Origin of the sequence: Ancylobacter sp. SL191 (genome assembly GCF_026625645.1) — a bacterium.
Lineage (GTDB): Bacteria > Pseudomonadota > Alphaproteobacteria > Rhizobiales > Xanthobacteraceae > Ancylobacter.
The window spans coordinates 2,037,794-2,063,706 of record NZ_CP113056.1; the positions used below are offsets into that span (position 1 = coordinate 2,037,794).

A 25,913-nucleotide genomic window follows, 5' to 3' on the forward strand; every position below is an offset into this window, starting at 1 on the left:
TCCCTGCCGCTCCCGCGGGAGGGGGCAGGCGGCTATTCGGCCGCCTGCAGGCCGCGCGCTTTCTCCATCTCGCGCAGCGCCCGCTGGTACTCGACCGGCATGACCTTGACGAACTTGGAGCGGTATTCGGTCCAGTTGTCGAGAATGGTCTGCGCCCGCTGCGAGCCCGTGTAGTGCAGGTGCTTGGCGATGAGCTGGTGGAGGCGCTCTTCGTCGTGATGGCCCATATCCGCCATGATGTCGATGCGGCCCTTGAATTCCAGGTCGCCACCATGGTGGTGCAGGCGTTCCAGCAGGTCTTCCTCTTCCTCGACCGGCTCGAGATCGACCATGGAGAGGTTGCAGCGGTTCTTGAAGCTGCCGTCCTCGTCCAGCACATAGGCCACGCCGCCGGACATGCCGGCCGCGAAATTGCGCCCGGTCTGGCCGATGACGACGACCACGCCGCCGGTCATGTACTCGCACCCATGGTCGCCCGTGCCCTCGACCACCGCGATGGCGCCCGAATTGCGCACGGCGAAGCGTTCGCCGGCGACGCCGTGGAAGTAGACCTCGCCGGAGGTCGCGCCGTAGAGCACGGTGTTGCCGACGATGATCGAGTTCTCCGGCACGATGCCGGTATTGTCCGCCGGACGCACCACGATGCGCCCGCCCGACAGGCCCTTGCCGACATAATCGTTGGCTTCGCCGACCAGCGTCATCGAAACGCCGGTGGCGAGGAAGGCGCCGAAGGCCTGGCCGGCGGTGCCGGTCAGATGGATGTCGATCGTGTCGTCCGGCAGGCCGGTGTCGCCATAGCGCTTGGCCACCTCGCCCGAGAGCATCGCGCCGACGGAGCGGTTGATGCTCTTGATCTGGCTGTGGATCACCACCTTCTCCCCGCTCTCCAGCGCCGGCATCGCCTGGTGGATGAGGGTGCGGTCCAGCACGTGCTGGATCGGGTGGTTCTGCCGCTCGGTGTGGCGGATCGCCACCTCGGGGCCGACATTCGGCTTGGCGAAGACGCGGCTGAAGTCGAGACCCTTGGCCTTCCAGTGCTCGATCGCCTCGCGCTGGTCGAGCCAGTCGGAGCGGCCGATCAGCTCATTGAAGCTGGCGATGCCCATCGAGGCCATGATCTCCCGCACTTCCTCGGCAACGAAGAAGAAGTAGTTGATCACGTGCTCCGGCGTGCCCTTGAAGCGCTTGCGCAGGACCGGATCCTGCGTCGCCACGCCCACCGGGCAGGTGTTCAGGTGGCACTTGCGCATCATGATGCAGCCGGCCGCGATGAGCGGGGCGGTGGAGAAGGCGAAGTCATCCGCGCCGAGCAGCGCGCCGATCACCACGTCGCGCCCGGTGCGCAGGCCGCCGTCGACCTGCAGGGCGATGCGCCCGCGCAGATTGTTCAGCACCAGCGTCTGATGCGCCTCGGCGAGGCCCATTTCCCACGGGCTGCCGGCATGCTTGATGGCGGTGAGCGGCGAAGCGCCCGTGCCACCCTCGAAGCCGGAGATGGTGATGTGGTCGGCACGCGCCTTGGCGACGCCGGCCGCGACCGTGCCCACACCGACCTCGGAGACCAGCTTCACCGAGATGTCGGCTTCCGGGTTGACGTTCTTCAGGTCGTAGATGAGCTGCGCCAGATCCTCGATCGAGTAGATGTCGTGGTGCGGCGGCGGCGAGATGAGGCCGACGCCGGGGGTCGAGTGGCGCACCTTGGCGATCACCGCATCGACCTTGTGGCCGGGCAGCTGGCCGCCTTCGCCGGGCTTGGCACCCTGCGCCATCTTGATCTGGATCATGTCGGCATTGACGAGATAGTCCGCCGTCACGCCGAAGCGGCCGGAGGCCACCTGCTTGATCGCCGAGCGCATGGAGTCGCCATTGGCCAGCGGCTTGAAGCGCGTCGCTTCCTCGCCGCCCTCGCCGGTGTTCGACTTGCCGCCGATCCGGTTCATGGCGATGGCGAGCGTGGTGTGTGCCTCGCGCGAGATCGAGCCGAAGGACATGGCGCCGGTGACGAAGCGCTTGACGATGTCGACCGCCGGCTCGACTTCCTCGAGCGGGATTGGCGCGCGGCCGAGCTCGCCCGCCTCGCGGATGCGGAACAGCGAGCGCACGTTCAGCGTCTTGGCGCCGGCCTCGTTCACCAACTGGGCGAAGTGGCGGTACTTGTCCTGCGCATTGCCGCGCACGGCGTGCTGCAGCACCGCGACCGTCTCCGGGTCCCAGGCATGCTCTTCGCCGCGCAGGCGGAAGGCGTAGTCGCCGCCGACATCGAGCGTGGTGCGGTACACCGGCGCGTCGCCAAAGGCGTCGCGGTGGCGCATCGCGGTCTCCTCGGCGATCTCGGCGAGGCCGATGCCGCCGATCGAGGAGGCGGTGCCGGAGAAATACTTGGCGATCACCTCGGTGGAGAGACCGACCGCATCGAAGATCTGCGCGCCGCAATAGGACTGGTAGGTCGAGATGCCCATCTTGGACATGACCTTGAGCAGTCCCTTGTCGATCGACTTGATGTAGCGCTTGACGATCTCGTACTCGTCCACCTCCTCGGGGATGTCGACGCGCATGTCGATCATCGTCTCGAAGGCGAGATAGGGGTTGATCGCCTCGGCGCCGTAGCCGGCCAGACAGGCGAAGTGATGCACTTCGCGCGCCTCACCCGTCTCCACGACGAGGCCTACCGAGGTGCGCAGCCCCTTGCGGATCAGGTGGTGATGCACGCTCGCGGTCGCCAGCAGCGCGGGAATCGGGATCCGGTCCGGCCCGACCAGACGGTCGGACAGGATGATGATGTTATAGCCGCCATGCACCGCCGCCTCGGCGCGCTCGCACAGACGCTCGACCGCGTCCTCCATGCCCGCCGCGCCCTTGTCGGACGGGTAGGTGATGTCGAGCGTGCGGGTGTCGAACCGCTCCTCCATGAAGCCGATGGAGCGGATCTTCTCCAGATCCCCATTGGTCAGGATGGGCTGGCGCACTTCGAGCCGCTTGCGGCGCGAATTGCCTTCAAGGTCGAAGATGTTCGGCCGCGGCCCGATGAAGGAGACGAGGCTCATCACCAGCTCCTCGCGGATCGGGTCGATCGGCGGGTTGGTGACCTGCGCGAAGTTCTGCTTGAAATAGGTGAAGAGCGACTTGGAGCGCTTGGACAGCGGCGAGATGGGCGTGTCGGTGCCCATGGAGCCGACCGCCTCCTGCCCGGTGGTCGCCATCGGCGCCATCAGCAGCTTGAGATCTTCCTGCGTGTAGCCGAAGGCCTGCTGGCGATCGAGCAGCGACACGTCGGTGCGCACCTCGCGCGCTTCCACGGAGCGCAGCTCCTCCAGCACGAGCTGGGTGCGCTTCAGCCACTCCTTGTAGGGATGCGCCTTGGCGAGGGTGGTCTTCACCTCCTCGTCCGGCACGAGGCGGCCTTCCTCCAGGTCGACGAGCAGCATCCGCCCCGGCTGCAGGCGCCACTTGGTGACAATCTGGTCCTCGGGGAAGGTGAGCACGCCCATTTCCGACGCCAGCACGATCTTGTCGTCGCGGGTGACGAGATAGCGCGCCGGGCGCAGGCCGTTGCGGTCGAGCGTGGCGACGATCTGGCGCCCGTCGGTGGCGACGATTGCGGCCGGCCCGTCCCACGGCTCCATCATGGCCGCGTGGTACTCGTAGAAGGCGCGGCGTTCCTCATTCATCAGCGGGTTGCCGGCCCACGCCTCGGGCACCAGCATCATCGCCGCATGCGGCAGCTCGTAGCCGCCCTGAATGAGGAATTCGAGCGCGTTGTCGAAACAGGCGGTGTCCGACTGGCCCTCATAGGAGATCGGCCACAGCTTGGAGATGTCGTTGCCGAACAGCTCGCTGTCGACGGAAGCCTGACGGGCCGCCATCCAGTTCACGTTGCCGCGCAGCGTGTTGATCTCGCCGTTATGAGCGACCATCCGGTAGGGATGGGCCAACGACCAGGCCGGGAAGGTGTTGGTCGAGAAGCGCTGATGCACGAGGGCGACGGCGCTCTCGAACATCGGGTCGTGCAGGTCGGCATAATAGGCGCCGAGCTGGTCGGCGTTGAACATGCCCTTGTAGACAATGGTGCGGCAGGACAGCGACACGACGTAATAGCCGGACGTGCGCGGGTCCTTGGCGTCATAGACCGCGTTGGAGACGACCTTGCGCAGGATGAACAGCCGGCGCTCGAACTCGTCCTCGCTCTGGGTCTGATCGCCCCGGCCAATGAAGACCTGGATGTGCTTGGGCTCGGTCGGCAGAACGGTGTGGCCGAGCGAGCTGTTGTCGGTCGGCACATCGCGCCAGCCGAGCAGCACCTGGCCTTCTTCGGCGACCACGCGCTCGAAGGTCTCGCGGACGATCTGCTGGCCTTCCACATCCTGCGGCAGGAAGACATGGCCGACGGCGTACAGGCCGGGCTCCGGCAGGCCGAAGCCGAGCTTCGCCGCTTCCTTGGCGAAGAAGCGATGCGGGATCTGCACCAGCATGCCCGCGCCGTCGCCGGCGCGCGGGTCCGCGCCCACCGCGCCGCGATGTTCAAGGTTCAGGAGGATGCGCAGGCCGTCCTGCACGATCTCGTGCGACTTGCGGCCCTTGATGTCGGCGATGAAGCCGACGCCACAGGAATCCTTCTCGTTGCGCGGGTCATAGAGACCCTGCGCGACCGGAAGGCCCGGGTCGATGTGGGAAATGGCTTTCGCAGCGGCGCGATCCGTCGCGGCCGGACGAACCGATGCCTCGCTGACCATGCGCGCGGCGACGCCGCCAAGTTCCTCACTCATCCCCGTATCTCCCTTCGGGTCGTGCTTCGGCGTGCCGGATACTTTCCGTTCCCGCGGGGCGCTCCCCCCGCGAAGATGCTCGCCGTTCTCAAATGACGCGCGTTTCGGCCCGCCCCGCGTCGCATCCTGCGCAGCCGAGCGGCGACCTCATCCCATTATAGGACAGCATGGCTTCCCTATCAATCGCGAAGATGCCAGAATTGCCGCCCGCGCACAAGCGCTGTGACATAGCCGATCCCGGCGATTTTTGCGACTTGTTGCGGAGCAGCCCCCGTCCGACGAAAGGAACGGTAAGGCGACGTGATTCCCGGCGCAATGCTCTTGCCCGTGATCGGGTGCCACTGATCCGCCGGTTTCGGCTGGGCGTGGCGCCTGCGAGCCTCGCGCAAGCCTCGCCATGGCAGGCTGGTGGGGCGTGCGCTGACCGGCGGCATGGGTGGCTTGGTCCTGCCCTTGCCGTATTCGCGCGCTGTTATGCCGCTTCGGAACGATCCCTTCGGAGGCTTCCATGCCCGCCCTTCCGGCCCGTGTCGCCCGGCACCGCTCGCGGCACCTGCTCGCGGCCGCCGCTCTCCTCGTCACCGCCGCCCCGGCGGCGGCGCAGTCCTATGATCGGCCTTACGGCCGGCCTTATGTGCAGCCCTATATCGATCTGGACCTCAACGCCTACAACCAGCCCGGCCCCGCCGACTACAACGCGCCGCCCGTCGCCCTGCCACCGCAGGATGTGGAGCCGATGCTGCGCTCCATGGGCATGAGCAATGTCGGGCGCGTGCGGGCGGGCAGCAACATCTACGCGGTCGATGCCACCGATCCGCGCGGCATGCGCCAGCGCGTGCGCATCGACGCCATGAGCGGACGCATCATCTCCATGATTCCGATCGGGCCGGATACCAGCGCCAGGGGCTATGGCGCGCCGCCGCCCGGCAATGGCGGCTGGAACCCGCCGCCGGCCGCGCTGAATGTGCCGAGCGGCATGGGCGGCGTGGTCGGGCGTCAGGTCGCGCCGCAAGTCGCGCAACCCCTCGCGCTTCCGGCCCAGCCGCCGCTGCCGCCCACGCGCCAGCCGGAATTCGCCGCCGTCCCGCCGGCCGGGCAGGGGCCCATGGCGCCGTCCGCCGTGCCGCAGGGGCCGGATACGGACGATTCGGTGGACGAGGTCGATACCGGCCCCGGCGCCTATAATCCGCCGTCCTCTCCGCCCGCCGCGACCATGTCGGCCAATCCGCCGGCCGCCGCAGCTCCGGCGCCCGCTCAGGCTCCCGCCGTCGCCAATGGTCCGATCCGGGTCATTCCCGGCGTCGCCGTGCCGCCCGGCACCGCGCCATCCGGCGCGGCGGCAGGGGTGGGCACGGGCGTCGGCACGGGCGCGCCTGATGGCTCCGCCGGCACCGCCTCGGTCATCGCCCGCGATGGCGGGGGAACGACGCCGGCTCAGGCGCCCTGATCCCTCTCAAAAACAAAGCGCCCCGGTCTCCCGGGGCGCCGACTTATCGGAAAAGAGCGCGGTCGAGCCGCGCTCTTCGAAGCGGGAGCTTCACGCCGCCTTGGCGTCGGCGGGGTCGCTCACCTTCGCCTCAAGCACGCGCGGGGTCGCGCTTCCGGCGGCGATCGGGATGCGGCGCGGCTTCATCGCCTCGGGGATTTCCCGCACGAGGTCGACATGGAGCAGGCCATTGGCGAGGCTCGCGCCCCGCACCTCGACGTGATCGGCGAGCTGGAAGCGGCGCTCGAAGGCGCGCGCGGCGATGCCCTGATAGAGCACCTCGCCCGAGGTCGCCACACCCTTGCCCGCGCTCTCGACCTTGCGGTCGCCGCGGATGGCAAGGGTATTTTCCTTCACCTCGATGTCGAGATCCTGCTCGGTGAAGCCGGCGACCGCCACGGTGATGCGGTAGGCGTTTTCGCCGGTGCGCTCGATATTATAGGGCGGGTAGGTCGTCGTGCTGTCCACCGTGCCCATCTGGTCGAGCAGGGAGAACAGGCGATCAAAGCCCACGGTCGAGCGCTGCAGGGGGGTGAAATCAAACGTACGCATAGGCATATCCTCACATTCAAGCGACATGCGATTGATAGGTCCGCTCTCCTGAGCCGGACCCGGTTTGCGTACCGCCATCGGGCCGGTACATCTTCGAGATAGGAAGGCCTTTGGCCGGCGCAAGAGGGGGCGCGCGGGTCGGCGGCCGAAGATGAACGGTGGATGAACGGGGTGCTCCGCCCCGGTTCACGGCGGCTGGTCTAGGGGAGCGAAGGCCCCGGTCGAGAGAGGATGCGCGTGCGCAGGCGATTATCCGCGCGGATGGTGCTTGTGGTCCTGCTCGCCGCCGCGAGCGGGGGAAGCGCGCTCGCCCAGGGCTACCCGCCGCCCGGCCCCTATGGCCCGCCGCCCGGCCCGTTCGATCCCTACAACGCCCCGCCGGCGCGCGGGGGCGAGGTGGATGACGAGGCGGCAACGCGGATGCTGGCGGCGCGCGGCTTCACCAACATCTCCGTCATTCGCCGGCGCGGGCCGACGCTGCTCATGGAGGCGAACGGACCGCGCGGCGAGCGGGTGCAGCTCATCGTCGATGCCATGTCGGGGGCGATCAACGGCATGAAGGTCATCGGCTTCGGGGACAAGCGTTATTGAACTGGTGATCTGCGTGACTTTAGTGCCCGGTCCTGCGGTCGGTTTGTTCCGTCACATGGCTTCGTTATAAGCGCTCCCCAACGCGCGCGACGTGTGCGTCCGCCTGCTCTCGCCTTCCGGTCTCCCTCGTGCAAGATGCCCGCCTGATGACGCTGTTCAGCACCAAGGACAACCCCGTGCCCGCGGGCGCGCAGACCGGACAGGTCGCCACGGCGGACGGCGTGTCGCTGCGCTTCGCCCGCTGGGATCCGGAGGGGCCCGCCCATGGCACGGTGTGCCTGTTCGCCGGGCGCACGGAAAAGATCGAGAAGTATTTCGAGACGGTGCGCGACCTGTTGAAGCGCGGCTTCACCGTCGCCGCGATGGACTGGCGCGGGCAGGGCGGCTCGCAGCGCCTGCTGCGCAACCCGATGAAGGGGCACGTCGAGGATTTCGCTGACTACCAGTACGACCTCGAAGCCTTCATGCGCGAGGTGGTCATCCCCTCTTGCCCCGCGCCCTTCTTCGCGCTGGCGCATTCCATGGGTGCGGCGATCCTTCTCGACTCCGCGCGTGCGGGCGAGCGCATCTTCGACCGCATGTTCCTCGTCGCGCCGATGCTGGAACTGTCGCTGGTCAAGCACGATGTCGCGGCGCGGCGGCTGGCGCGCGTGCTCACCGGCATCGGCTTTTCGCGCGCCTATGTGCCGCGTGGGCGCCGGGTGCGGCTCAATGAGTTCCATTTCGACGGCAACCGGCTGACCTCGGACCCGGCGCGTTTCGCCCGCAATCTCACCATCACCATGGAGCAGCCGCAGCTCGATGTCGGCCCGCCGACCATTGGCTGGGTCACGGCCGCCTTCGACCTGATGGACCGCTTCGCCGAGCCGCAGACCGCGCGGGCGATCCGCCAGCCGCTGCTGATGGTGGCGGCGGGCGACGACCAGATCGTCTCGACGCCGGCCATCGAGCGCTTCGGCACGCGGCTGATCGCCGGGGCGAGCCTGGTCATCCCCGGTGCGCGGCACGAATTGCTGCAGGAGCGCGACGCGTTCCGTGAGCCGCTGCTCGCCGCCTTCGACGCCTTCATTCCGGGCAGCGCCCGCTAGATCTTTTCCGCGCAGGCGGGACGCCGCACTCAGCCCTGCTGGAGCACCTTCAGCGCGGCTTCGTGGGTGCGCGGGTCGCCAGCCGCGATCACCCGGCCGCTCGACAGGTCGCTGGTGCCTTCCCAGCTCGTGACAATGCCGCCCGCGCCGCGAATGACCGGCACCAGCGGCAGGATGTCGAAGGCCTTCAGGTTGGTCTCGATGACGAGATCGACATGGCCGGCCGCCAGCATGCAATAGGCGTAGCAGTCGCCGCCATAGCGCGGCAGGCGGGCACGCTCTTCCACCGCGCGGTAGCGGGCGCGGTCGGCCTCCTCCATCAGCAGCGGCGAGGTGGTGAGCAGGATCGCGTCCTCCAGCGCCGCGCACGCGCGCACGTGCAGGCGCCGCTCCCCGGCCGGGCCGCGATAGCGCGCCGTGGCGCCGTCGCCATAGAAGCGCTCGCCGATGAAGGGCTGGTGCATCATGCCGTAGGCCGGCTCATCCTCGCGGCACAGGCCGATCAGCGTGCCCCAGGCGGGCAGGCCGGTGATGAAGGACTTGGTGCCGTCGATCGGGTCGAGCACCCAGACATATTCCGCGTCGAGACCCTCATCGGGGAATTCCTCGCCGCGCACGCCATGGCTGGGGAAATGGCGACGGATCAGCGTGCGCATCGCCTGCTCGGCGGCGCGATCGGCCGCGGTGACCGGATCGAAGGCACCGCCGCTGTTCTTGTCCTCGACGCCGATGGCGGTGCGGAAGAAGGGCAGGATGGCCTGGCCGGAGACGGTCGCCAGTTCGTGCACGAAAGTCTCGAAATCCACCGCGCCCATGCGCCCCGCTCCCGCTGCCCGCCGGCCGCCCGGCGCTTTCCCGCAACGCATATCGGGCCGCGCCCGGCTCGGCAATCGGCCGGGCGGGGGGGGCATGGGGGTGTGGCAGGGGTCGCTCGGATGATGCGCGTGGCACGCTGAGGTGCGCGCCTCACCTGCTGCGCGCTCAGCGCATGGCTGCCATTCCGACAAGATGAAGGAATGGGCATGCCTATCCGTTGCGCTCAGGCAGTGAAGCTGCCATATTATTGCAGCGCGGTAAGGCGATTGGCGTTGCCCTACCGCCGCCCTCCTTGGGCGTTTCCTCCCTAGACTTGGGCCGCTCCGGCAACGTGAGCGGCCCCTTTCTTTTTATAGCCCATTGAAATCGTTGAATATTATCCTTCCGCCCGATCAAGGGGCCGGCGAGCAGCAATCGTGCGTGCGATGCCGCGTGCCGCCACGCGGCTCCCGACGCCAACGCTGAGTTGGTCGTCGGCGGCGATGCGCGCACGGGGCGCGTTTGGCGTCATTCGCGCTCACGCTCTGGTGAGGTGGGTTTCGTTTCTTTCGTTTGAGCCTTGCTATTTGTGCGATGCACCGGTATATCAACCTCAGTGCCCGGGCGTGATTGGCGTCGCGCCCCGGCCGCCCTTCTTGGGCGTTTCCTCCCTAGACTTGGGCCGCTCCGCTTTCGCGCGAGCGGCCTCTTTCTTTTCAGCACCCCAAAAAGCTCAGCTGCTGTCGCTCGCTCGCCGGAGGCGCGCACCTCATTTGCCCTTCATCGAGCGCGGTGGCGCTGGGCCGGCGCGTTACTGGTCGCATGAGGGTAGGCGCAGCGCCCTGCGCGCGGATCGACGCCGCTGCGTGGGGCTAAACCCGTGCAAGCGCCAAAGGTGGGCTCGCCGTTATTGCGAGTGGGAAGGGGCGCTCTGGGGGATGACGCGACTCAGCGTCTTCTGGTGGCACTGGCCCCAAAACAAGCAAGGCCCGCATCGGGCGTCTCGCGGTGGGCGAGGCGGGAAGCGAGCCTTTATGAAGATGTAGCGGTCGCCGGGCGGGCCCTTATCGCGGCAATTATGTCACACGGCGAGGTTTGCGTATCTGGTATGCCAGAAAGTGGCGGTGGGTGCCTTGATTATTCCGCAATGCACCTACATCTTCCAACTCGTACGCAGCGATTGGCGTCGCTCCGTACTGCCCTCCTTGGGCGTTTCCTCCCTAGACTTGGGCCGCTCTCGCTTCGCGTGGGCGGCCTCTTTCTTTTGTGTCGGGTCGGATGGGTCGCGCCGGCTGCTGCCGATCTTCGTCACATCCGCTTGGCGTTCCCGACACCCTGTCCGGGTGGCTGGTTTTCAGGGCGTTCTCTCCCGGCCGCTTGTCGCGGTCTCGACCCTTTTTGGGTGAGGGATGAACTGCCCGGATCCGAGCGTGCAGAATTCGTATAGCTCTCATGTCCAAAATGCAAGGCTGTTATGCGGCCTTTTGCATGGTGCGATCACATTTTTGTAGTTTTCGGCGCAAGTCATTGAAAAATGGGCTTATTCCGCCGCGGCTCGGCTTGCCGTGAGTTCCACCTGGGCGATTTTACCCAGGGCTGCCGCTACCCCGATAAGGTCGGTACGGACAGTTTCGAAGGCATCGGATGCCCGATAAGTGGGCTCATGCATATAGAGCGCGCGGTTGATCTCGATCTGCACCGCGTGAACGCCCGAGGCCGGGTTGCCGTAATGCTCGGTGATGAAGCCACCCGCATAGGGCTTGTTGCGCACCACCGAATAGCCCCGCCGGCGCAGCTCATTCTCCAGCACCTCGGCGATTACCGGCGCGCAGCTCGTGCCGTAGCGATCACCGATCACCATGTCGATGCGGGAATGGTCCTCGCGCTGGCAGCCCGACGGCATGGAATGGCAGTCCACCAGCACCGCCATGCCGAAGCTGCGCTGCAACTGCGTCATGATCTGGCGCAGCGTGCGGTGATAGGGCTTGTAGAGCGTGTCGATGCGGGCGATCGCGTCGTCGATCGGGATGCGCCGGGCATAGATCTCCTGCGCCTCGCCGACGATTCGGGCGATGGTGCCGAGCCCGCCGGAAACGCGCATGGAGCGTGTATTGGCATAGGCCGGCAGGCGCCCCTCGAACATACGGGGGTCGAGCTCATAGGGCTCGCGGTTCACGTCGAGATAGCAGCGCGGGAAATGTGCCCGCATGAACGCCATGCCGAGCTGCGTGACGTCGGCGAACAGCGCGTCGACCAGCGTGTCCTCCGAGCGGCGCAGCAGCGGCAGATCGAGCCGCGACTGCTCGACGAAGGCGCGCGGATAGACGATGCCGCTATGGGGCGAATTGAACAGGAACGGCAGGGCCGGCTGGGCCGGCATAACGACCTCAAAGGCGGGATCGATGGTTTCGGCAATGACAGCCATCATCTCAAGGACCAGCTCAACCCCGTCTGTCGCCGTGCCGCGCCTCGCGGTGATGGCGGCGAGGCCCCAGCGCCTCCAGCGTGCAACAATGCTTCTCTAACATGAGCGTTCCCGGTGCGGAACGAGGAACGCGCCCGCGCGGGCCGCGCGTGAACACGAGCCTGCGAGTCGTGCACAGCCCAGCGATGTGACCGCTCTGGCCTGCGCGGGGCTGGGGGGAGGGCGCGTGCGTGCCGCGGGCCTGTGGATACGCCCCGCATCCCCCGGCGATTCACGATGTGCTAAGAGCAGAGGGAGTACCGATGAGGCAACAGGATGCCGGGTGGCCGTGCGGGAGAACGCTCCTGCGCATCCGCCGCGAGTGAACAGGGTGCAAGGGATGCTGAAGATCCTTCTCGCCGAAGACGACAACGATATGCGTCGCTTTCTGGTGAAGGCGCTGGAGAACGCCGGTTACGACGTTGCCTCCTTCGATAATGGCCGCTCGGCCTATGACCGGCTGCGCGAGGAGCCGTTCGAGCTGCTGCTGACCGACATCGTCATGCCGGAGATGGACGGAATCGAGCTGGCGCGCCGCGCGACCGAGCTCGACCCGGACATCAAGGTGATGTTCATCACCGGCTTCGCCGCCGTCGCGCTCAATGCCGACAGCAAGGCGCCGAAGGATGCGAAGGTGCTGTCCAAGCCCTTCCATCTGCGCGATCTCGTCAACGAGGTCGGCAAGATGCTGGCGGCGTGATGCTGCCGGCCTGAGGTCGGCCGTTTGGCCGGTCTTGCGGGGAACTATCCACATCCCCGCCACGACCGTTTGCAGGACCGCTTGCACAGGCCGGGGCGAATGGATATAGGGAAGCCCCGCTCGCAAGAGACCACGGAATGGGCGCGTAGCTCAGCGGGAGAGCACCTCGTTGACATCGAGGGGGTCACAGGTTCAATCCCTGTCGCGCCCACCATTCCGTAAAAAACCTCATCTGCTCGATGACATAAGGCCCGCCCGGGCGTCCCTCACAGGGCAGGACGTGTTTTCCTTGGTGGCGCGGGCATGATTCCCCTCTGGAAACTGAAGCGCGAGGCGATCCGGCTGGGCCGCAAGGCCAATGCGCTGCCGTGGTATTTTCGCGGGCGCCTGCGCCGCTGGCTCTACGACCGCCAGCGCACCTCCCGCCTCACCGTGACCGAGGGCGCGCAACCCGCGCGGCCGGAAATGGCGGTGCTGCTGATCTACCAGCCCGCCGGGCTCATCGCGTCGACCTTCCTGACGCTGGATTATCTCGCCGACCAAGGCGTCTCCGCCGTCGTGGTGTCGAACACGAGGCTCACGCTGGCGGATCGCGCGCGCCTAGCGGCGCGGAGCCATCTCGTCATCGAGCGGCCCAATGTCGGCTATGATTTCGGCGGCTACCGCGAGGGGGTGATGACGCTGCTGGAGCGCGGCGGAAAGCTCGACGCGCTTTATGTGCTCAATGACAGCATCTGGTTTCCGCTCACCCGCGACAGCGACGCGATGGCCCGCCTGCGTGCGAATGAAGCGGATGTGGTCGGGCTGCTCATGGGTAATGCCGGCAAGCCCTCGCCGGAGCATGAATACATCCAGTCCTATTTCTTCCGCTTCTCCGGCCGGCTGATCGCCCACCCCGACTTCGCCCGCTACTGGCGGGAGATGCCGCTGGTCGACGACAAATATCTGGTCGTCCATCGCTTCGAGCGCTTTGTCTCGCGCCACTTCAAGCAGCGCGGCTTCAAGGTGAGCGCGCTCACCCATTGGAGCGAACTTGCCGACAGCCTCGCGCGGATCGAGGACGAGGCGACGCTGCGGGCGATCTTCACCCATCAGAGCGGCGTCGCGCCCAAGGACTACAACGCCATCGCGCCGCGACTCGCGGCGGGCGCTTCGGCCCGCGCGCTACGCGACGACCTCGCCCCGGGCGTGGCGAATCACGAGCTTTTCGCCTCCACCGTCCACGCCCATCCGGTGCTGCTGATGGACATGCGGCTGGCCTTCCTCAAGAAGCGCATCGAGGCCCAACATGCGGAGCTGGTGCGCTTCGGGCTGCTGGAGCGGCTCGACCCAGTGATTCAGGCGGAGATCGCCGCCGCCCGCCCGGAGGACAGCGAGCCGGCCGGCCCGTTGTGAGCCTCAGTTATTTCGGCAGGCGTGCCTCGACGAGAATGGTGTTCGATTCTGCCCACCATTTGAAGGCGTTGCTGGCCTCGATGCGGTCCGCCGTCTCGTGCGCGCTCTGCAGCCGGCGGATCATGCCCTCATAGTCGCCCTCGTGAAGCGGATGCGTCTCGGCGAAGAGCAGCGCCTCGTCGAGCGAGGCGATTTCCACCAGCGTGTTGCCATCGCGCAGCGTGAGCGGGGGAAACAGCGCGGAGGCGGTATCGGCTTTCGTCATCGAAAATCTCCCGGTTGGCTTGAGCGAACCCTGTTCGGGGCTAATGCGCGGCGGGCGTGCCCGTTCCAGCCAGCATCGGGGGGAGGTCGATGAGAGGCGCTGCGATGAAACTATTTGGCGAGAACTTCGTTGATACTGCAATTCCACTTCAACGGGAGGCAGTCATGAACTCGAAGACTATCGCCATCACCGCGGGTGCCGCCGCGCTTGCGGCGGCCTTGATGGTTCCGGTCAGCACGCCGGCCCATGCCACCACCACGACGACCAAGCCGCTGCCGGCTATCGGCAGCTATGAGCAGCGCGATGTGCGCGAACGTGAGCGCGTGCGCCGCCAGCAGGTGCGCCAGAACGCCCACCGCCCGTTCTACGAGCCGTTCTTCGCCCCGCTCTACAAGAGCAAGAACTCTCCCGGTCAGCAGATCAAGCGCACCTTCGACTGACACACGACGCCCGACCATGACGATCCGGGGAGTGTCCGGGGATCAGGTGCAGCCGGAATCGGCAGGCCTGCCCTCGGGCGCTCCCCAGTCGTTTGATGGCAGATTGGCGTAAGGCGGCTTGAAATATTGCCGCACCGTGTGAAACCGCGCCGGTATGGTCGCGGTCGGACTGTCATAGTCGAGTATCCAGAAGAAATTATAGTTGCTGTTGGGCCAGGTCTTGGGCACCCCGCCGGGCACACCCTTGACCTGGTCGAGCTTGAGCAACTGGCGCAGCGTCACCTGCTCGCCGGCGAATTCCTGTTCCAACGCCTCGCTGGCGATGTGGAAATGCTCCCACACCATCACCACTGTCGTGCCGTGCCAGCGCGGGTTCTCCATGAGGTCGGTCACCACCTTGCGGTTCTGCGCGTTGATCAGCGCATTGTCGTGCCGGTTGTTCTGGATCGGCATCAGCATCAGCTTGTTGGTGGCGATCTCCATGCCCCAGGCCTTGGCGGTCGGGCGCGCGGTTTCCAGCGTGTGCAGGGTGATGGCGAGGATGGCCGCGGGCGGATCCTTGGCGATCAGGCTCATCGGATCGGTGGGCGAGAGATACTGCGTCGCCAGCGCCTGCGCTCGCTCCTTGCCGAGACCGCACAGGCTGGCGGGTGAGAGCTTCTCGCCGTGACGCACAATGACGATGCGCTTGGGCGCGGCTTCGGCGGGTGGGGCGGCCACATTCAGGGCGAGCGCCGCAAGGGCTGCCAGCCCCGTCTTCATCCATGCGCCGCTCATCTTGATCCCCGCTCACGCCCGACAACGGTGCCAAAATGCCGCTGCCTGCCAGCGCCCGCAAGCATGTGAAGCGGGAACGCATGGGCGTGGGGTGGATTGATAGCGCGTGACGAGGCACGATATCTGTGCCGACAGGATTTTTTCCCCGCCAATGTTGTGCCGAGCAACGTTGCGCCCCGCAACTTGCGCCTCGCCTGGAGTGACCATGCTGCCGTCCGCCTTTGGCCTCGTGCCCCGTTCGCCCGACATGCCCGTCGCCTCCGCCGCGCTTGGCGCGCTGCCGCAATGGGATCTCAGCGACCTCTATCCCGGCATGGACTCGCCCGAGCTGAAAGCCGATCTCGAACGCGCTGATGCCGACTGCTCGGCCTTCGAGGAGGCCTATAAGGGCAAGCTCGCCGCCATTCTCGACGGCGCGGATGCGGGCGAGCAGATGGCGCTGGTCGTCGTCCGCTACGAGGCGATCGAGGATCTGCTCGGCCGGCTCTATTCCTATGCCGGCCTGATCTATTCCGGCGACACCACCGATCCCGTCCGCGCCAAGTTCTATGGCGACGTGCAGGAGAAGCTCACCAACGCGTCCACCCATCTGCTGTTCTTCACGCTGGAGCTGAACCGGCTCGACGACACCAAGATGGAAGCCGCGCTCGACGCGCCGGCCTTCGGCAAGTACCGCCCGTGGATCGAGGATGTGCGGGCGGAAAAGCCCTACCAGCTCGACGATCGCATCGAGCAGCTCTTCCATGAGAAGGGTGTCTCCAGCCGCAGCGCCTGGAACCGGCTGTTCGACGAGACCATCGCCGGCCTGCGCTTCGAGGTGCGTGGCGAGATCCTGCCGCTCGAGCAGACGCTGAACTTCCTCGCCGAAACGGATGAGGAAAAGCGCCGCGATGGCGCGAACGCGCTCGCCAAGGTGTTCCGCGAGAATGTGCGGCTGTTCACCCTTGTCACCAACACGCTGGCTAAGGACAAGGAAATCTCCGACCGCTGGCGCGGCTTCGAGGACATTGCCGACTCCCGCCACCTCGCCAACCGCGTCGAGCGTGAAGTCGTGGACGCGCTGGTCTCCTCCGTCCACGCCGCCTACCCCAAGCTCGCCCACCGCTATTATCGGCTGAAGGCCAAGTGGTTCGGCAAGGACAAGCTGGAATACTGGGACCGCAACGCCCCGCTGCCGAAGGTCGAGACCCGCACCATCGCCTGGGACGAGGCCCGCGACACCGTGCTCGGCGCTTATTCCACCTTCTCCCCGCGCATGGCGGACATTGCCCGTACCTTCTTCGACAAGCGCTGGATTGACGCCGGCGTGCGGCCGGGCAAGGCGACCGGCGCCTTCGCGCACCCCACCGTGCCCTCGGCGCATCCCTATGTGCTCGTGAACTATCTCGGCAAGCCGCGCGACGTGATGACGCTCGCCCATGAGCTCGGCCATGGCGTGCATCAGGTGCTCGCCGCCCCGAATGGCGCGCTGATGGCGCCGACCCCGCTGACGCTGGCCGAGACCGCTTCGGTGTTCGGCGAGATGCTGACCTTCCAGCGCCTGCTCGCCGCCGCCCCCGATGCCCGCGCCCGCAAGGCGATGCTGGCCTCGAAGGTGGAGGATATGATCAACACCGTGGTGCGGCAGATCGCCTTCTACACCTTCGAGCGCCGCATCCACACCGAGCGCAAGAATGGCGAGCTGACCGCCGATCGCATCAGCGAGATCTGGATGGACGTGCAGAGCGAGAGCCTGGGCGATGCCATCCATCTCGGCCCCGGCTACGAGAATTACTGGGTCTATATCGGCCACTTCATTCATTCGCCGTTCTATGTCTACGCCTATGCGTTCGGCGACTGCCTGGTGAACTCGCTCTACGCGGTCTATGAGAACGCGACGGACGGCTTTGCCGAGCGTTACCTTTCCATGCTGGCGGCCGGTGGCACCAAGCATCATTCGGAACTGCTCAAGCCCTTCGGCCTCGACGCGCGCGACCCGGCCTTCTGGCAGACCGGCCTGACGCTGATCGAGCGGATGATCGGCGAGCTGGAAGCGATGGAAGACTGAACCGGGGACGCGCGTCCTTCGGCTCTCCTGCCGCCTCATCCCCGGGCGTGACCCGGGGATCCACCCTGCGGAAGACGCTTAAAGCCGGACCTTCAGCCGGACCGAGCCGATCTGGTTGAGATAGCCGGAGGGGCTGGCCTGCATGTCGTAATTGACCCCGAGGCTGAAGTTCTCCGTTACCGGTGAGGCAAGGCCGACGCCGCCGGTGAACAGCCAGCGCGACACGTTCGGGCCGGTGGTGACGAAGGGATCGCCACCGCCGGCGAAGCTCGCCGTCACGGCGCTCGCCGTGTCCAGCGTGTTGTAGCCGGCCGAGCCGCGCGCGGTAAGGTCGAGGCTGTCCGTCAGCCGGTAGCGCAGCGCCAGTTCGGCGCTGAGGATCAGCTCCTGATAGGCGTCGGAATCAACGGAGAGGTCGAGCGGCCCCGCACCGCTCTCGTCATAGCTGCCGGAACTCACGGTCATGTAATCCAGCCGCACGCCGGGCGTCAGCGTCAGCCCGTCGGAGACCGCATAGGCCTTGTGCAGCCCGGCCCCGAGCCCGAGCACGAGGCTCTGATAGCTCGCCTCCGCGACGCTCCCCATGAAAGCGATGCTGCGGCTGGTCGAGGTGTCCACCACCCCGGCATTGGCGGCGAAGGTGAGGTTGAAGCCAGGGCTCAGCTCATGCGCGCCATAGAGCCCGAACACATAGGACTGAAGGTCGGCGGAGCCTTCCGCGAGGCTCGCCGTGTCGGTGTCGGTGCTCGCCTCCAGCGAGGTCGAGGCGAAGGCGAACAGTGCCCCGAGGCGCGTCGCCGAGCCGAAGACGCGGTCGGCGCCGGTGGCAAAACCGCCGCCGCTCATCGTGTAGCCGGGCACGCCGTCCACCGCGTTCTGGCGGCCGGCGCCGCCGAGCGGCTGCACCCAGACCTGGCTGTCGGGTGCGGCGTCGACATCGGCGAGCCGGTCGGCCACCACCTGCCCGATCATGCGCTGGGTGTTGGCGGTGGCCTGCGCCGCCGCGCCGGAGAGCACCGGCACGGTCTGGCTCAGCGCCCCGGACAGCGCGCTCCCCGACAGGTTGTTCAGCGCGCTGGTCACCGGGGCCATCTCCCCGATCAACCCGTCCGCCGTGCCGGCCACCGCGTAGAGCACTTCGGCGGCACCTAGCGCGGAGACGGTCCCCGTCGCCTGCGCGGTTTCCTGATAGGGCTGCACAACCTGCGTGAAGGTGATGTCGCCGGTGAACACGCCGGAGGAATCATAGGTGCCGAGCAGCATCTCGGCAGTTGAAGGGTCACCCTCGACACCGCCATAGAGGGTGAGCAGCTGGCTGCTGGCATCGGTGATGTTGAACAGCACGCGGCCCTGCGGCGTGATCGAGCCGAGCAGGCTGAACTGCGAGCCATCGGGCCTGAGGCCGATGCCCCAGAAATAGCCGCTCTTGTAACCGGTGATGATGAAGGTGCCGGGCGCGCTGGTGCCAAAGGCTTCCGGGCTGACGATCCGCCAGGGCGTGCCCGCGGTCCACGCCCAGTTGGGCGAGAGATTGCTCGGCACCACCTGCGCCTCCGGTGGCGTGAAGGTGGCGGGATCATAGGGCGTCATATAGGCCCAGTGAGTCACCAGAAGGTCCGTTCCGGTGATCATCTGCATTTCCATGGTGGTAATGCCGCCCACCTGCTGCATCACGCCAAGGCCGATGGTGGTTGGTCCCGAGCTGGGGGTGAACACCATCAGCACCTCGCCGTTCGGCGACACCTGACCGTTAATGCCGAGGGTGGAGACGCTGATAATCGGGCCGATGGCCAGCGTGCCGGTGCTGGTGCCGGTAAACACGCCATTTGTCGACGTGCCGATCGCCCACAAGGTCTGGTCACCGATGGGCAGCGGGTTGGCGAAATTGTCCGGCGGCGCGGCATAGGCCAGCATCTGCGGCACGGTCACGTACCAGTTCGAGTTGCTGAGCACCGGATCCCAGACCGATTGCGCTGAGGCGCCCCCGCTCAGGCTCGCGCCAGCGATCAGCGCCACGACACCCGCCTTCATTCGCCTGACCATGAAGCCCCCGCTCCTGTCGATCCTACCCGTGCGCACCCGATTCCACCGTGCCTCATCCGGCAATTGACTACAGGCGCGTGGGTCTCATCAATGACGATTTTTGGACGTAACTGGAATATGTAGCCTCATCTTGCGGGAAGACCGTCGCGGACCTTTGCTAACTCTGCGGCAGATCGCCTGCCCTTGGAGCGGCGTTCCGTCTCGCAGCGCCGGGGGCGGCTGCCTCGGCTCGCCAGCCATGCTAGGAGGCTCCTGCAGCGCGTGCCGGCGTGCTGTGTCTTCCGGGGGATTTCGCCGTGCCGCACCGACGCCACGCCTGCCTCGTGCTGGGAATGCACCGCAGCGGCACCTCCGCGCTGGCCCATCTGCTCGCCGAGCTGGGCGCGGACCTGCCACTGCGCCTCAACCCGCCGGGCCCGGACAATCCCGAGGGCTATTTCGAGCCGGCCGCCCTCGTCGCCCTTCATGACCGGCTGCTGGCGGCGGGGGGCAGCGCCTGGTTTGATCTCAAGCCCTTCGCGCTCGGGGCCATCCCGGCGGAGGCGGCGCGCGCGCTCCTCGCGGAGATGGCGCAGGTGATCGCGGAGGATTACCCCGACGCCCCGCTCGCGCTCATCAAGGATCCCCGCATGTGCCGCTTCGTGCCGCTGGCGCGTGAGGTGCTCGGCGCGCTCGGCCTGGAAGTCGCGGTGGTCCTGGCCCTGCGCCACCCTTCCGAGGTCGCCGCCTCGCTCGCCCGGCGCGATCCGATGTCCGCGACCTATGCCGGCTTCCTCTGGGCCCGCCATGTCATCGCCGCCGAGCGCGACAGCCGCGACCTGCCGCGCGTCACCGTCGGCTATGCCGATATGATGGCGGACTGGCGGGACACAGCGGCGCGCATCCGGTCGCTGCCGGGCCCGTGGCGCGTGGAGGATCCCGCCGACGCCCCGCTCAAGGCCGAGCTGCGCCACCATCGCGGGCTCGATGCGGTGGAGACCTTCGGCCCACGCCTCGGCCCACGTTTGGAGGCGCTGCATGATGCGCTCACCGGGCTCGCCGGGGCGGACAATGCCGCCCAGCACGCCCGCATCGACGCCGCCGCTCGTGCGGTGATGGCCATCGCCACCCGCGAGAGCGATCTGCTGGAAGCGGAGTATCTGCACCGGCGGCTCTCCACCCCCAATCCGCTCTGGGCCTCCACCGACCCGGCGGGCGACGGGGCCGCGCTCGCCCAGCTGTTCGATGCGCTGCATCGCGCGCCCGCGCCATGAGCGAGCGGGTCGGGCTGTTCGTCGCCGGGGTGCAGAAGGCGGGGACGACGAGCCTCGACGCCTATCTGCGCCAGCATCCCGCCCTCGCCGCGCCCTCGGTGAAGGAGACGCATTTCTTCGACGATGAGGCGCTCACCTGGGAAGACCCGCCCTATGAGCGGCTGCATGCGTTCTACCCGCCGGCTAGAGCGGGGGTGATGCGGTTCGAGGCGACGCCGATCAGCAGCTTCTGGCCGCCGGCGCTCGCCCGCATCCGCCGCTACAATCCGCAAGCGCGGATCATCCTGCTGTTGCGCGACCCGATCGAGCGGGCCTGGTCGCACTGGTCGATGGAGGTGCATCGCGGCACCGAGACGCTGTCCTTCTCCGACGCCATCACGGTCGAGCCCGCGCGGCTCAAAGGCGCGCCGCTGGGGCCGGCCTGGCGCGACCAGTCCTATGTCGAGCGCGGCTTCTATCTCGGGCAGGTGCGGCGCGCGCTTCTGCTGTTCCCTGACACCCAGCTTCTGTTTCTGGAATCGCGGGCGCTGGCGGCCGACCCGGCCGGCACGCTCGCGCGTATCGCCGCCTTTGCCGGGATCGACGCCTTTCCGCCAGTGAGCCCGCGGCGCGAGCGCGCCAACCCGTTTCCGCACCGAGTGCCGCAGCCGCGCGATGTCGCCCGCCTGCGCGAACTGTTCGCGCCGGACACTCGCGCGGCGGTGGCGCTCGCCGACATCGACGCCGCCCATTGGCCGACCTTGGCCGCGGGCTGAGAGCTGCGCGCCGGCCGTTAATCGAGCCTATGTTCAGCCGTCGCGGCGTCCGCTGTCGTCCGCGCCGCGCGCGCCAAGCGGAACGCCGTGCCGGGCGGCCTCGCGCGCGAATGCCTCGTAATAGGCCGGGATGAAGTGGAAGGGCGCCGCGCCCCAGCGATGGGCGGGGTCCGCGACCCGCAGCGCAGCCGGAATCTCGATCACCACCGCCTCGGGAAACCGCGCCGCGAAGGCCGCGTGCATGCGGTGCAGAAGCTCATGATGCGCCGCGCGCGAGACGATGCGGCCGGGCAGGATCTCGCACGCATCGGGCAGGGGCCGGGGGCCCTCCGCCGTCAGCGACGTGTCGGCCCACAGGCAGGCGTGGAGCACGATCCGGCAGGCCGGAATCTGCCGCGTGTCAAAGGCGTGCCGCAGCCGCAGGAGGCCGGCCTCCCACGCCGCCCACGCCTCGTGCGAGAGGCGGGGAACACGGCGCGCCTGCGCCAGCGGCGGCAAATGCATGACCCCGCTGTCGATCAGTTCGAGACTTTCCGTCACCAGCGCCGCGCCGCAGGCGAGCAGGTCGAAGCGTTCGTCGACGAAATCGAGGAACAGCACGTCCGGCCGGGCCGCCGCGATCTGCGCGACGGTGGTCTTGCCGAGTTCAGCGGTGAGCGAGCGTTTGGAGAAGTCCTTGCCCGGCACACCGGGTGGAATCCGCTCCACCAGAGGCGCCAGCGGATTGGCCGCGCCTTCCGGCAGCGAGGCACTGGCGAGCGAGGTCCGGCCGAGATAGAGCGCTGGGGGCACGCCTCCCAACTCCGGCAGCTTCCACGCGTCGCGGGTGACGCAGCTGCCGAGGATGACGCGGCGCCTCTCGTTCATCTCAGGCCGACCGGGTCAGCTCGGCGGCCTCGCGGAAGGTCAGGGCGAACGGGTCGGGGATGCGGGCCCGCAGCGCATCGTCCGCCCGCCAGCGGCGCCGGTGCTCGCGCGGGATGGGCCGGCCGTCGGCATAGTGGCCATAGGCCCACCAACCCGCCGGCAGGCCGGCGGGCGCCTGCGCGGCGAGGGCGTGGGCGTACCAGGCCATCACCTCGGCGAGAGCGCTGGCGGTGCCGCCCTGGCGTTCCAGCATCAGCCGGCCGATGCCGGTGAATTTGGTGAAGTGGAAGAAGCGCAGCGGCACGCCGGCGGCGCGGATTACCCCGTCCGTGCCGATGCTGAGCGGGCGGTTGGCGAGGTTCCAGCTCGCGACATTGCAGCCGGGATCGCGCACGATCTGCGTGCCCGGAAAGAACACCGGCACGTGGTCGCACCAGCGCTGGTCGGTGAACAGGCCGGCGGGGATATCGTCGATGCAGTGCGCCTGCAACCGTTCGTCCCACCACCGGGCGAAGCGGCGCCCCTCGCCGCGTCCGCTCACGCCGACGAAGCCGAGATTATAGATGCCGTGCTTCAGCGCGCCGATCTCATTGTCGAGCACGCCGGCCGCCGTGGGCTCGGGCACCAGCACATGCGGCGTCAGCAGAACATCGGCGGTGTCGAGCTGGTCGGCGAGCGCGGTCAGCGGGGCGAAGACGGCGATGTCGGGGTCGAGATAGAGCACCCGGTCGGCACCCTGATCCAGCATGTGGCCGAGCATCGCGCCCTTCACCGCGGTGCAGGCTTCCACCACGTCATGGCCGAACAGCCAGCCGCGCACGCTGGCGATGGGGAGCGCTTCCGCCGGTACGATATGGTCGAAGGCCGCCGTCAGCGCATCGAGCGCGAACCCTTCCGGCGGGCGGTCGACGAGGCACAGCCAGATCACCCAGTCGGGATGCTGCCGGCGCAGGCTGTGGCCCAGCACCAGCGCCCGGTCGGCATAGGCGAGCGAGGCCGAGGTGAAGCAGTGGACGGTGCCGGCGGCCATGTGCGTGTCACCCATGGCGGGCGAGCGTCCGCATGCGCGTCTCGGCCCGGCGGGCGAGCAGCCATTCCGCGCTCGCCCCGCCAAAGGCCAGCATGTGGCGCGCGCGGGAAGCCTGCGCCAGCACCTCCTGCAGGCGGCCCTCGACGAACAGGGCCTCGAGTTCCCCCTCATCCATCAGCGTCAGCCCCTGCGCGGGCGCGTTGGCGGCGATGGCGTGGGGCACGTTGCCGGCCTGGGCGTGGGTCACCACGAAGGCGCCGGCGGCCAGCGCCTCATGGGTGGTGAAGGAGAAGGTCTCGTGGCAGAGCGACCAGTTGATCACCACGTCCACCTGCTGCGCCAGCAGCGCGTCGATCATGGCGGTGGGGTGATCCGGGCTCACCTGCACCGGCACGCACCGCACCGCCGGGCTTGCCGGCAGCGCGGCGTCGATGCCGAGCTGCAGGAATTCGTAGCGGCCTGTATCCGCGACACGCTCCGCCAGCGCGGCGAAGACCGGCCAGCCCTTATGCGAGGCGCGCGCGCCGAGATAGGCGACGCGCAGCGGCGTCCCGGTACGGCGAAGGCCGGGCGCGGGCAGGGCGACGAGGCGGGCCGGCGGCAGCACGGCGGTGCCGGTCACCGGTCCGTCGATACGGCTCTCCCAGAAGGCGAGCGCCGAGGCCGAGGGGGCGAGCGCCACCGGCTGGAGCGCGGTGAAAAAGGCGGCGACGCGGGCGAGATGCTCGGGGCGCGCGGGGCCATGGGCGCAGACCGTACAGGCGGCCGAATCCGCTGCCGGCCCGCCGCAAAAGGCGATGTCGTTGCGCAGCAGCATCGGGTTCGGACAGAGCGTGCCGAAATCGTGCAGCCAGAACAGCCGCTCGGGTGCCTGCGTCGCCTCGATCAGCGCCTGCACCTGCTCCGGCGCATGGCCGGCGAGGTGGTGGACCAGCCCGGCCATCACCGCCTTTTGCCGCCCGAGTTCGCGGCAGGCGTCGAGCAGCGCGTCAAGGCGCGCGAGGCCAAGATGCGTGCCGTCGATGCGGACCGAATAGCACGCCGCCGGATCGACAGCCGCGAGACCGGGGGCGGCCTGCGCCGGGGCGAGGTGCAGATAGCCCACCCCCTCGGCGGCGAAGGCCCGCTGTTCGGCGGCGATGACATTCTGCACCCCGCCGCAATGGGCGGCGTAGTCGTCATGGCTGAAGGCGATGACCAGCGGCACCTGCGGCAGAGCTGCCGCCAGCGCCTTGGCCGACAGGGTCGGCGCCGCGATGGCGGGTGCGGGGGGCGCCGCGCGCCGCGCCCAGGCCGCGCGCAGTGGCGCGTGCCACGGCGGGAGGACCGTCGGCGGGGCCATTGCTGCGGCCGGTTCCCCCGGCAGGGCCGGCGCGGCGGCCGGACGGCGCGGCCGGGCGCGGCGGCGCGGGCGCTCATAGGCGGCGAGATGATCCTCGATCACCGCCACCGGCACCGGCGCGTCCACCGGCACCAGCGTCCGCCAGTTCACCGCCTCCGGCAGGCGCTCGGGGTTCTTCAGCACCAGCTCGGTCTTCAGGAACGGAAAGCCGCAGCGGCGGATCAGCACGCCGGCGAAGTGGTGCACCGGGTTGAGCGGCAGATCGAGCAATTGCCGCCGCAGGGTGAACTGCCCGCCCGGCCCCGCCGCCAGCGTCCGGTTGCCCGGCAGCACCGCCAGCAGCGCGGCGATGTCGCTCTCGGACTGGAGCACGGCGTTCTCGATGTCGTCATAGCCCCAGACCGAGGCGACGCGGTGGCCGAGATCGCGCATGTGCTCGCTGAGGCCGACCTCGAAGCGCTCGATCACCACGCGCTTGTTGGCGGTGAGGCGCTGGTCGTGCAGGAAGCCGGCGACATCGTCGATCGCCGCCTCGCCGCGCGCCAGCAGGAAATAGGACTGCAGATGCGGGGCGTATTGCACGCTGTCGGTCAGGCCGAACAGCCCGTCCCCGCCGGCGCGCAGGCGGTCCATCATGTCGTCGAGCGGGCTGAACGGGCCGAGCACGGAATCATTGACCAGCAGCAGCTCATCCGCCCCGTCGAGAAGCTCCGGCCGCAGCGCCAGCGCATCGCTCCAGGCGCCGAAGTCCAGCCCGAAATTGCGCCGGTGGAGGATCAGCTCGACATGTTCGGCGATGGCGGCGCGGTCGGTGGCGTCGAGGCGCGGCGCGCTGGAGATGAAGACGATGCGGAAGCCCAGCCCGGCATAGGCGCGTAGCTGGCGCACCACCATGTCGCTGACGCCGGAATGCGGCGCGAAATGCGCGTAGAGCGCGACCGCCCCACCGCCGCCGGGGGCCGCGCCCGGATACTGCGCCAGCAGTCGGGAGGCCGCGCCGCCCCAGTTCTCGCGCATGTCGGTGATCACCAGTCGCGCCGCCGTGCCGAGCCGCAGGAGGCGCGTCGCCAGCTTGGTGAAGGGCGTCAGAAGCCGCCGGAGTCGCGGCTTGCGCCGGGGCGAGCGCCGCAGGCGAAAGGGCTTGTCGCTGAGATCGCTGAGGCCGAGCGCGAGGGGGAGGGATGTGTCCTTCCGCCACGCGTCGTCCAGCTCGGGACGGTCGTTCATCAGTTTATACGTACCTGAATTCCTGTATATCCA

General features: G+C 68.0%; 19 protein-coding genes and 1 tRNA gene. 10 read left to right on the forward strand and 10 right to left on the reverse strand.

What is annotated here, in order from left to right; translation table 11 throughout:
- Window positions 1–32 precede the first annotated feature (32 nt).
- The gene (gene gltB / locus OU996_RS09235; RefSeq protein ID WP_267585302.1) at window positions 33–4,763 is read right to left on the reverse strand and encodes a glutamate synthase large subunit; all 4,731 of its coding nucleotides are present in this window, start codon (window positions 4,761–4,763) and stop codon (window positions 33–35) included.
- Window positions 4,764–5,271: 508 nt separating this feature from the next.
- On the opposite strand from gltB, the gene OU996_RS09240 reads away from it, so the two are divergent.
- A complete protein-coding gene (locus tag OU996_RS09240; protein ID WP_267585303.1) occupies window positions 5,272–6,210 on the forward strand; it encodes a hypothetical protein in 939 nt (312 codons plus the stop codon).
- Window positions 6,211–6,300: 90 nt separating this feature from the next.
- Here OU996_RS09240 and OU996_RS09245 read toward each other — a convergent pair whose 3' ends face one another.
- Entirely contained in the window at window positions 6,301–6,801 is a 501-nt protein-coding gene (locus tag OU996_RS09245; protein WP_267585304.1) for an Hsp20 family protein, read from the reverse strand.
- 261 nt (window positions 6,802–7,062) lie between these two features.
- Between OU996_RS09245 and OU996_RS09250 the strand changes: the two genes are divergently transcribed.
- Both OU996_RS09250 and OU996_RS09255 read left to right on the forward strand, forming a co-directional pair.
- Window positions 7,063–7,392: a hypothetical protein gene (locus OU996_RS09250; RefSeq protein WP_267585305.1), complete on the forward strand. Its 330-nt coding sequence runs from the start codon at window positions 7,063–7,065 to the stop codon at window positions 7,390–7,392.
- A gap of 146 nt (window positions 7,393–7,538) precedes the next feature.
- Entirely contained in the window at window positions 7,539–8,480 is a 942-nt protein-coding gene (locus OU996_RS09255) for an alpha/beta fold hydrolase (RefSeq protein ID WP_267585306.1), read from the forward strand.
- A gap of 29 nt (window positions 8,481–8,509) precedes the next feature.
- Here the strand turns inward: OU996_RS09255 and hisN are convergent, their stop codons facing one another.
- Together hisN and OU996_RS09265 are read right to left on the reverse strand one after the other, a co-directional pair.
- The gene (gene hisN / locus OU996_RS09260) at window positions 8,510–9,295 is read right to left on the reverse strand and encodes a histidinol-phosphatase (RefSeq protein ID WP_267585307.1); all 786 of its coding nucleotides are present in this window, start codon (window positions 9,293–9,295) and stop codon (window positions 8,510–8,512) included.
- A gap of 1,520 nt (window positions 9,296–10,815) precedes the next feature.
- On the reverse strand, window positions 10,816–11,703 hold the full coding sequence (locus OU996_RS09265; protein ID WP_267585308.1) for an N-formylglutamate amidohydrolase: 888 nt from the start codon (window positions 11,701–11,703) through the stop codon (window positions 10,816–10,818).
- 376 nt (window positions 11,704–12,079) lie between these two features.
- On the opposite strand from OU996_RS09265, the gene cpdR reads away from it, so the two are divergent.
- The 3 genes from cpdR (at window position 12,080) to OU996_RS09280 (ending at window position 13,834) form a co-directional block, all read left to right on the forward strand.
- On the forward strand, window positions 12,080–12,439 hold the full coding sequence (gene cpdR, locus OU996_RS09270; RefSeq protein WP_267585309.1) for a cell cycle two-component system response regulator CpdR: 360 nt from the start codon (window positions 12,080–12,082) through the stop codon (window positions 12,437–12,439).
- Window positions 12,440–12,578: 139 nt separating this feature from the next.
- Window positions 12,579–12,653 (forward strand) — tRNA-Val (locus OU996_RS09275).
- A gap of 89 nt (window positions 12,654–12,742) precedes the next feature.
- The gene (locus tag OU996_RS09280; RefSeq protein WP_267585310.1) at window positions 12,743–13,834 is read left to right on the forward strand and encodes a rhamnan synthesis F family protein; all 1,092 of its coding nucleotides are present in this window, start codon (window positions 12,743–12,745) and stop codon (window positions 13,832–13,834) included.
- A gap of 7 nt (window positions 13,835–13,841) precedes the next feature.
- Here the strand turns inward: OU996_RS09280 and OU996_RS09285 are convergent, their stop codons facing one another.
- Window positions 13,842–14,099, reverse strand: coding sequence for a hypothetical protein (locus OU996_RS09285; RefSeq protein ID WP_267585311.1), 258 nt, complete (start codon window positions 14,097–14,099; stop codon window positions 13,842–13,844).
- A 164-nt stretch (window positions 14,100–14,263) separates the two neighbouring features.
- Here OU996_RS09285 and OU996_RS09290 point away from each other — a divergent pair, with 164 nt between their 5' ends.
- A complete protein-coding gene (locus OU996_RS09290; protein WP_267585312.1) occupies window positions 14,264–14,539 on the forward strand; it encodes a hypothetical protein in 276 nt (91 codons plus the stop codon).
- Between the two features lie 42 nt (window positions 14,540–14,581).
- On the opposite strand, the gene OU996_RS09295 is transcribed toward OU996_RS09290, so the two are convergent.
- Window positions 14,582–15,316, reverse strand: a complete 735-nt coding sequence (locus OU996_RS09295; protein WP_267585313.1) for a histidine phosphatase family protein — start codon at window positions 15,314–15,316, stop codon at window positions 14,582–14,584.
- Window positions 15,317–15,521: 205 nt separating this feature from the next.
- Between OU996_RS09295 and OU996_RS09300 the strand changes: the two genes are divergently transcribed.
- Complete coding sequence (locus tag OU996_RS09300; RefSeq protein ID WP_420712728.1) at window positions 15,522–17,363, forward strand: M3 family oligoendopeptidase; 1,842 nt, start codon at window positions 15,522–15,524, stop codon at window positions 17,361–17,363.
- 78 nt (window positions 17,364–17,441) lie between these two features.
- Here the strand turns inward: OU996_RS09300 and OU996_RS09305 are convergent, their stop codons facing one another.
- Window positions 17,442–19,406, reverse strand: a complete 1,965-nt coding sequence (locus OU996_RS09305; RefSeq protein ID WP_267585314.1) for an autotransporter outer membrane beta-barrel domain-containing protein — start codon at window positions 19,404–19,406, stop codon at window positions 17,442–17,444.
- Between the two features lie 296 nt (window positions 19,407–19,702).
- Between OU996_RS09305 and OU996_RS09310 the strand changes: the two genes are divergently transcribed.
- Window positions 19,703–20,659 (forward strand): sulfotransferase family protein, encoded by a 957-nt coding sequence (locus OU996_RS09310; protein ID WP_267585315.1) that lies wholly within the window; start codon window positions 19,703–19,705, stop codon window positions 20,657–20,659.
- The gene (locus tag OU996_RS09315; RefSeq protein ID WP_267585316.1) at window positions 20,656–21,414 is read left to right on the forward strand and encodes a sulfotransferase family protein; all 759 of its coding nucleotides are present in this window, start codon (window positions 20,656–20,658) and stop codon (window positions 21,412–21,414) included. Before OU996_RS09310 ends, OU996_RS09315 begins: the two co-directional genes overlap by 4 nt.
- 33 nt (window positions 21,415–21,447) lie before the next feature.
- Here the strand turns inward: OU996_RS09315 and OU996_RS09320 are convergent, their stop codons facing one another.
- Genes OU996_RS09320 through OU996_RS09330 form a run of 3 tightly spaced genes read right to left on the reverse strand, consistent with a single transcriptional unit; the run spans window position 21,448 to window position 25,880 of the window.
- Complete coding sequence (locus OU996_RS09320) at window positions 21,448–22,281, reverse strand: DUF6270 domain-containing protein (RefSeq protein WP_267585317.1); 834 nt, start codon at window positions 22,279–22,281, stop codon at window positions 21,448–21,450.
- Window position 22,282: 1 nt separating this feature from the next.
- Window positions 22,283–23,326 (reverse strand): hypothetical protein, encoded by a 1,044-nt coding sequence (locus tag OU996_RS09325; protein ID WP_267585318.1) that lies wholly within the window; start codon window positions 23,324–23,326, stop codon window positions 22,283–22,285.
- Window positions 23,319–25,880 (reverse strand): rhamnan synthesis F family protein, encoded by a 2,562-nt coding sequence (locus OU996_RS09330; RefSeq protein WP_267585319.1) that lies wholly within the window; start codon window positions 25,878–25,880, stop codon window positions 23,319–23,321. Before OU996_RS09330 ends, OU996_RS09325 begins: the two co-directional genes overlap by 8 nt.
- Window positions 25,881–25,913 lie beyond the last annotated feature (33 nt).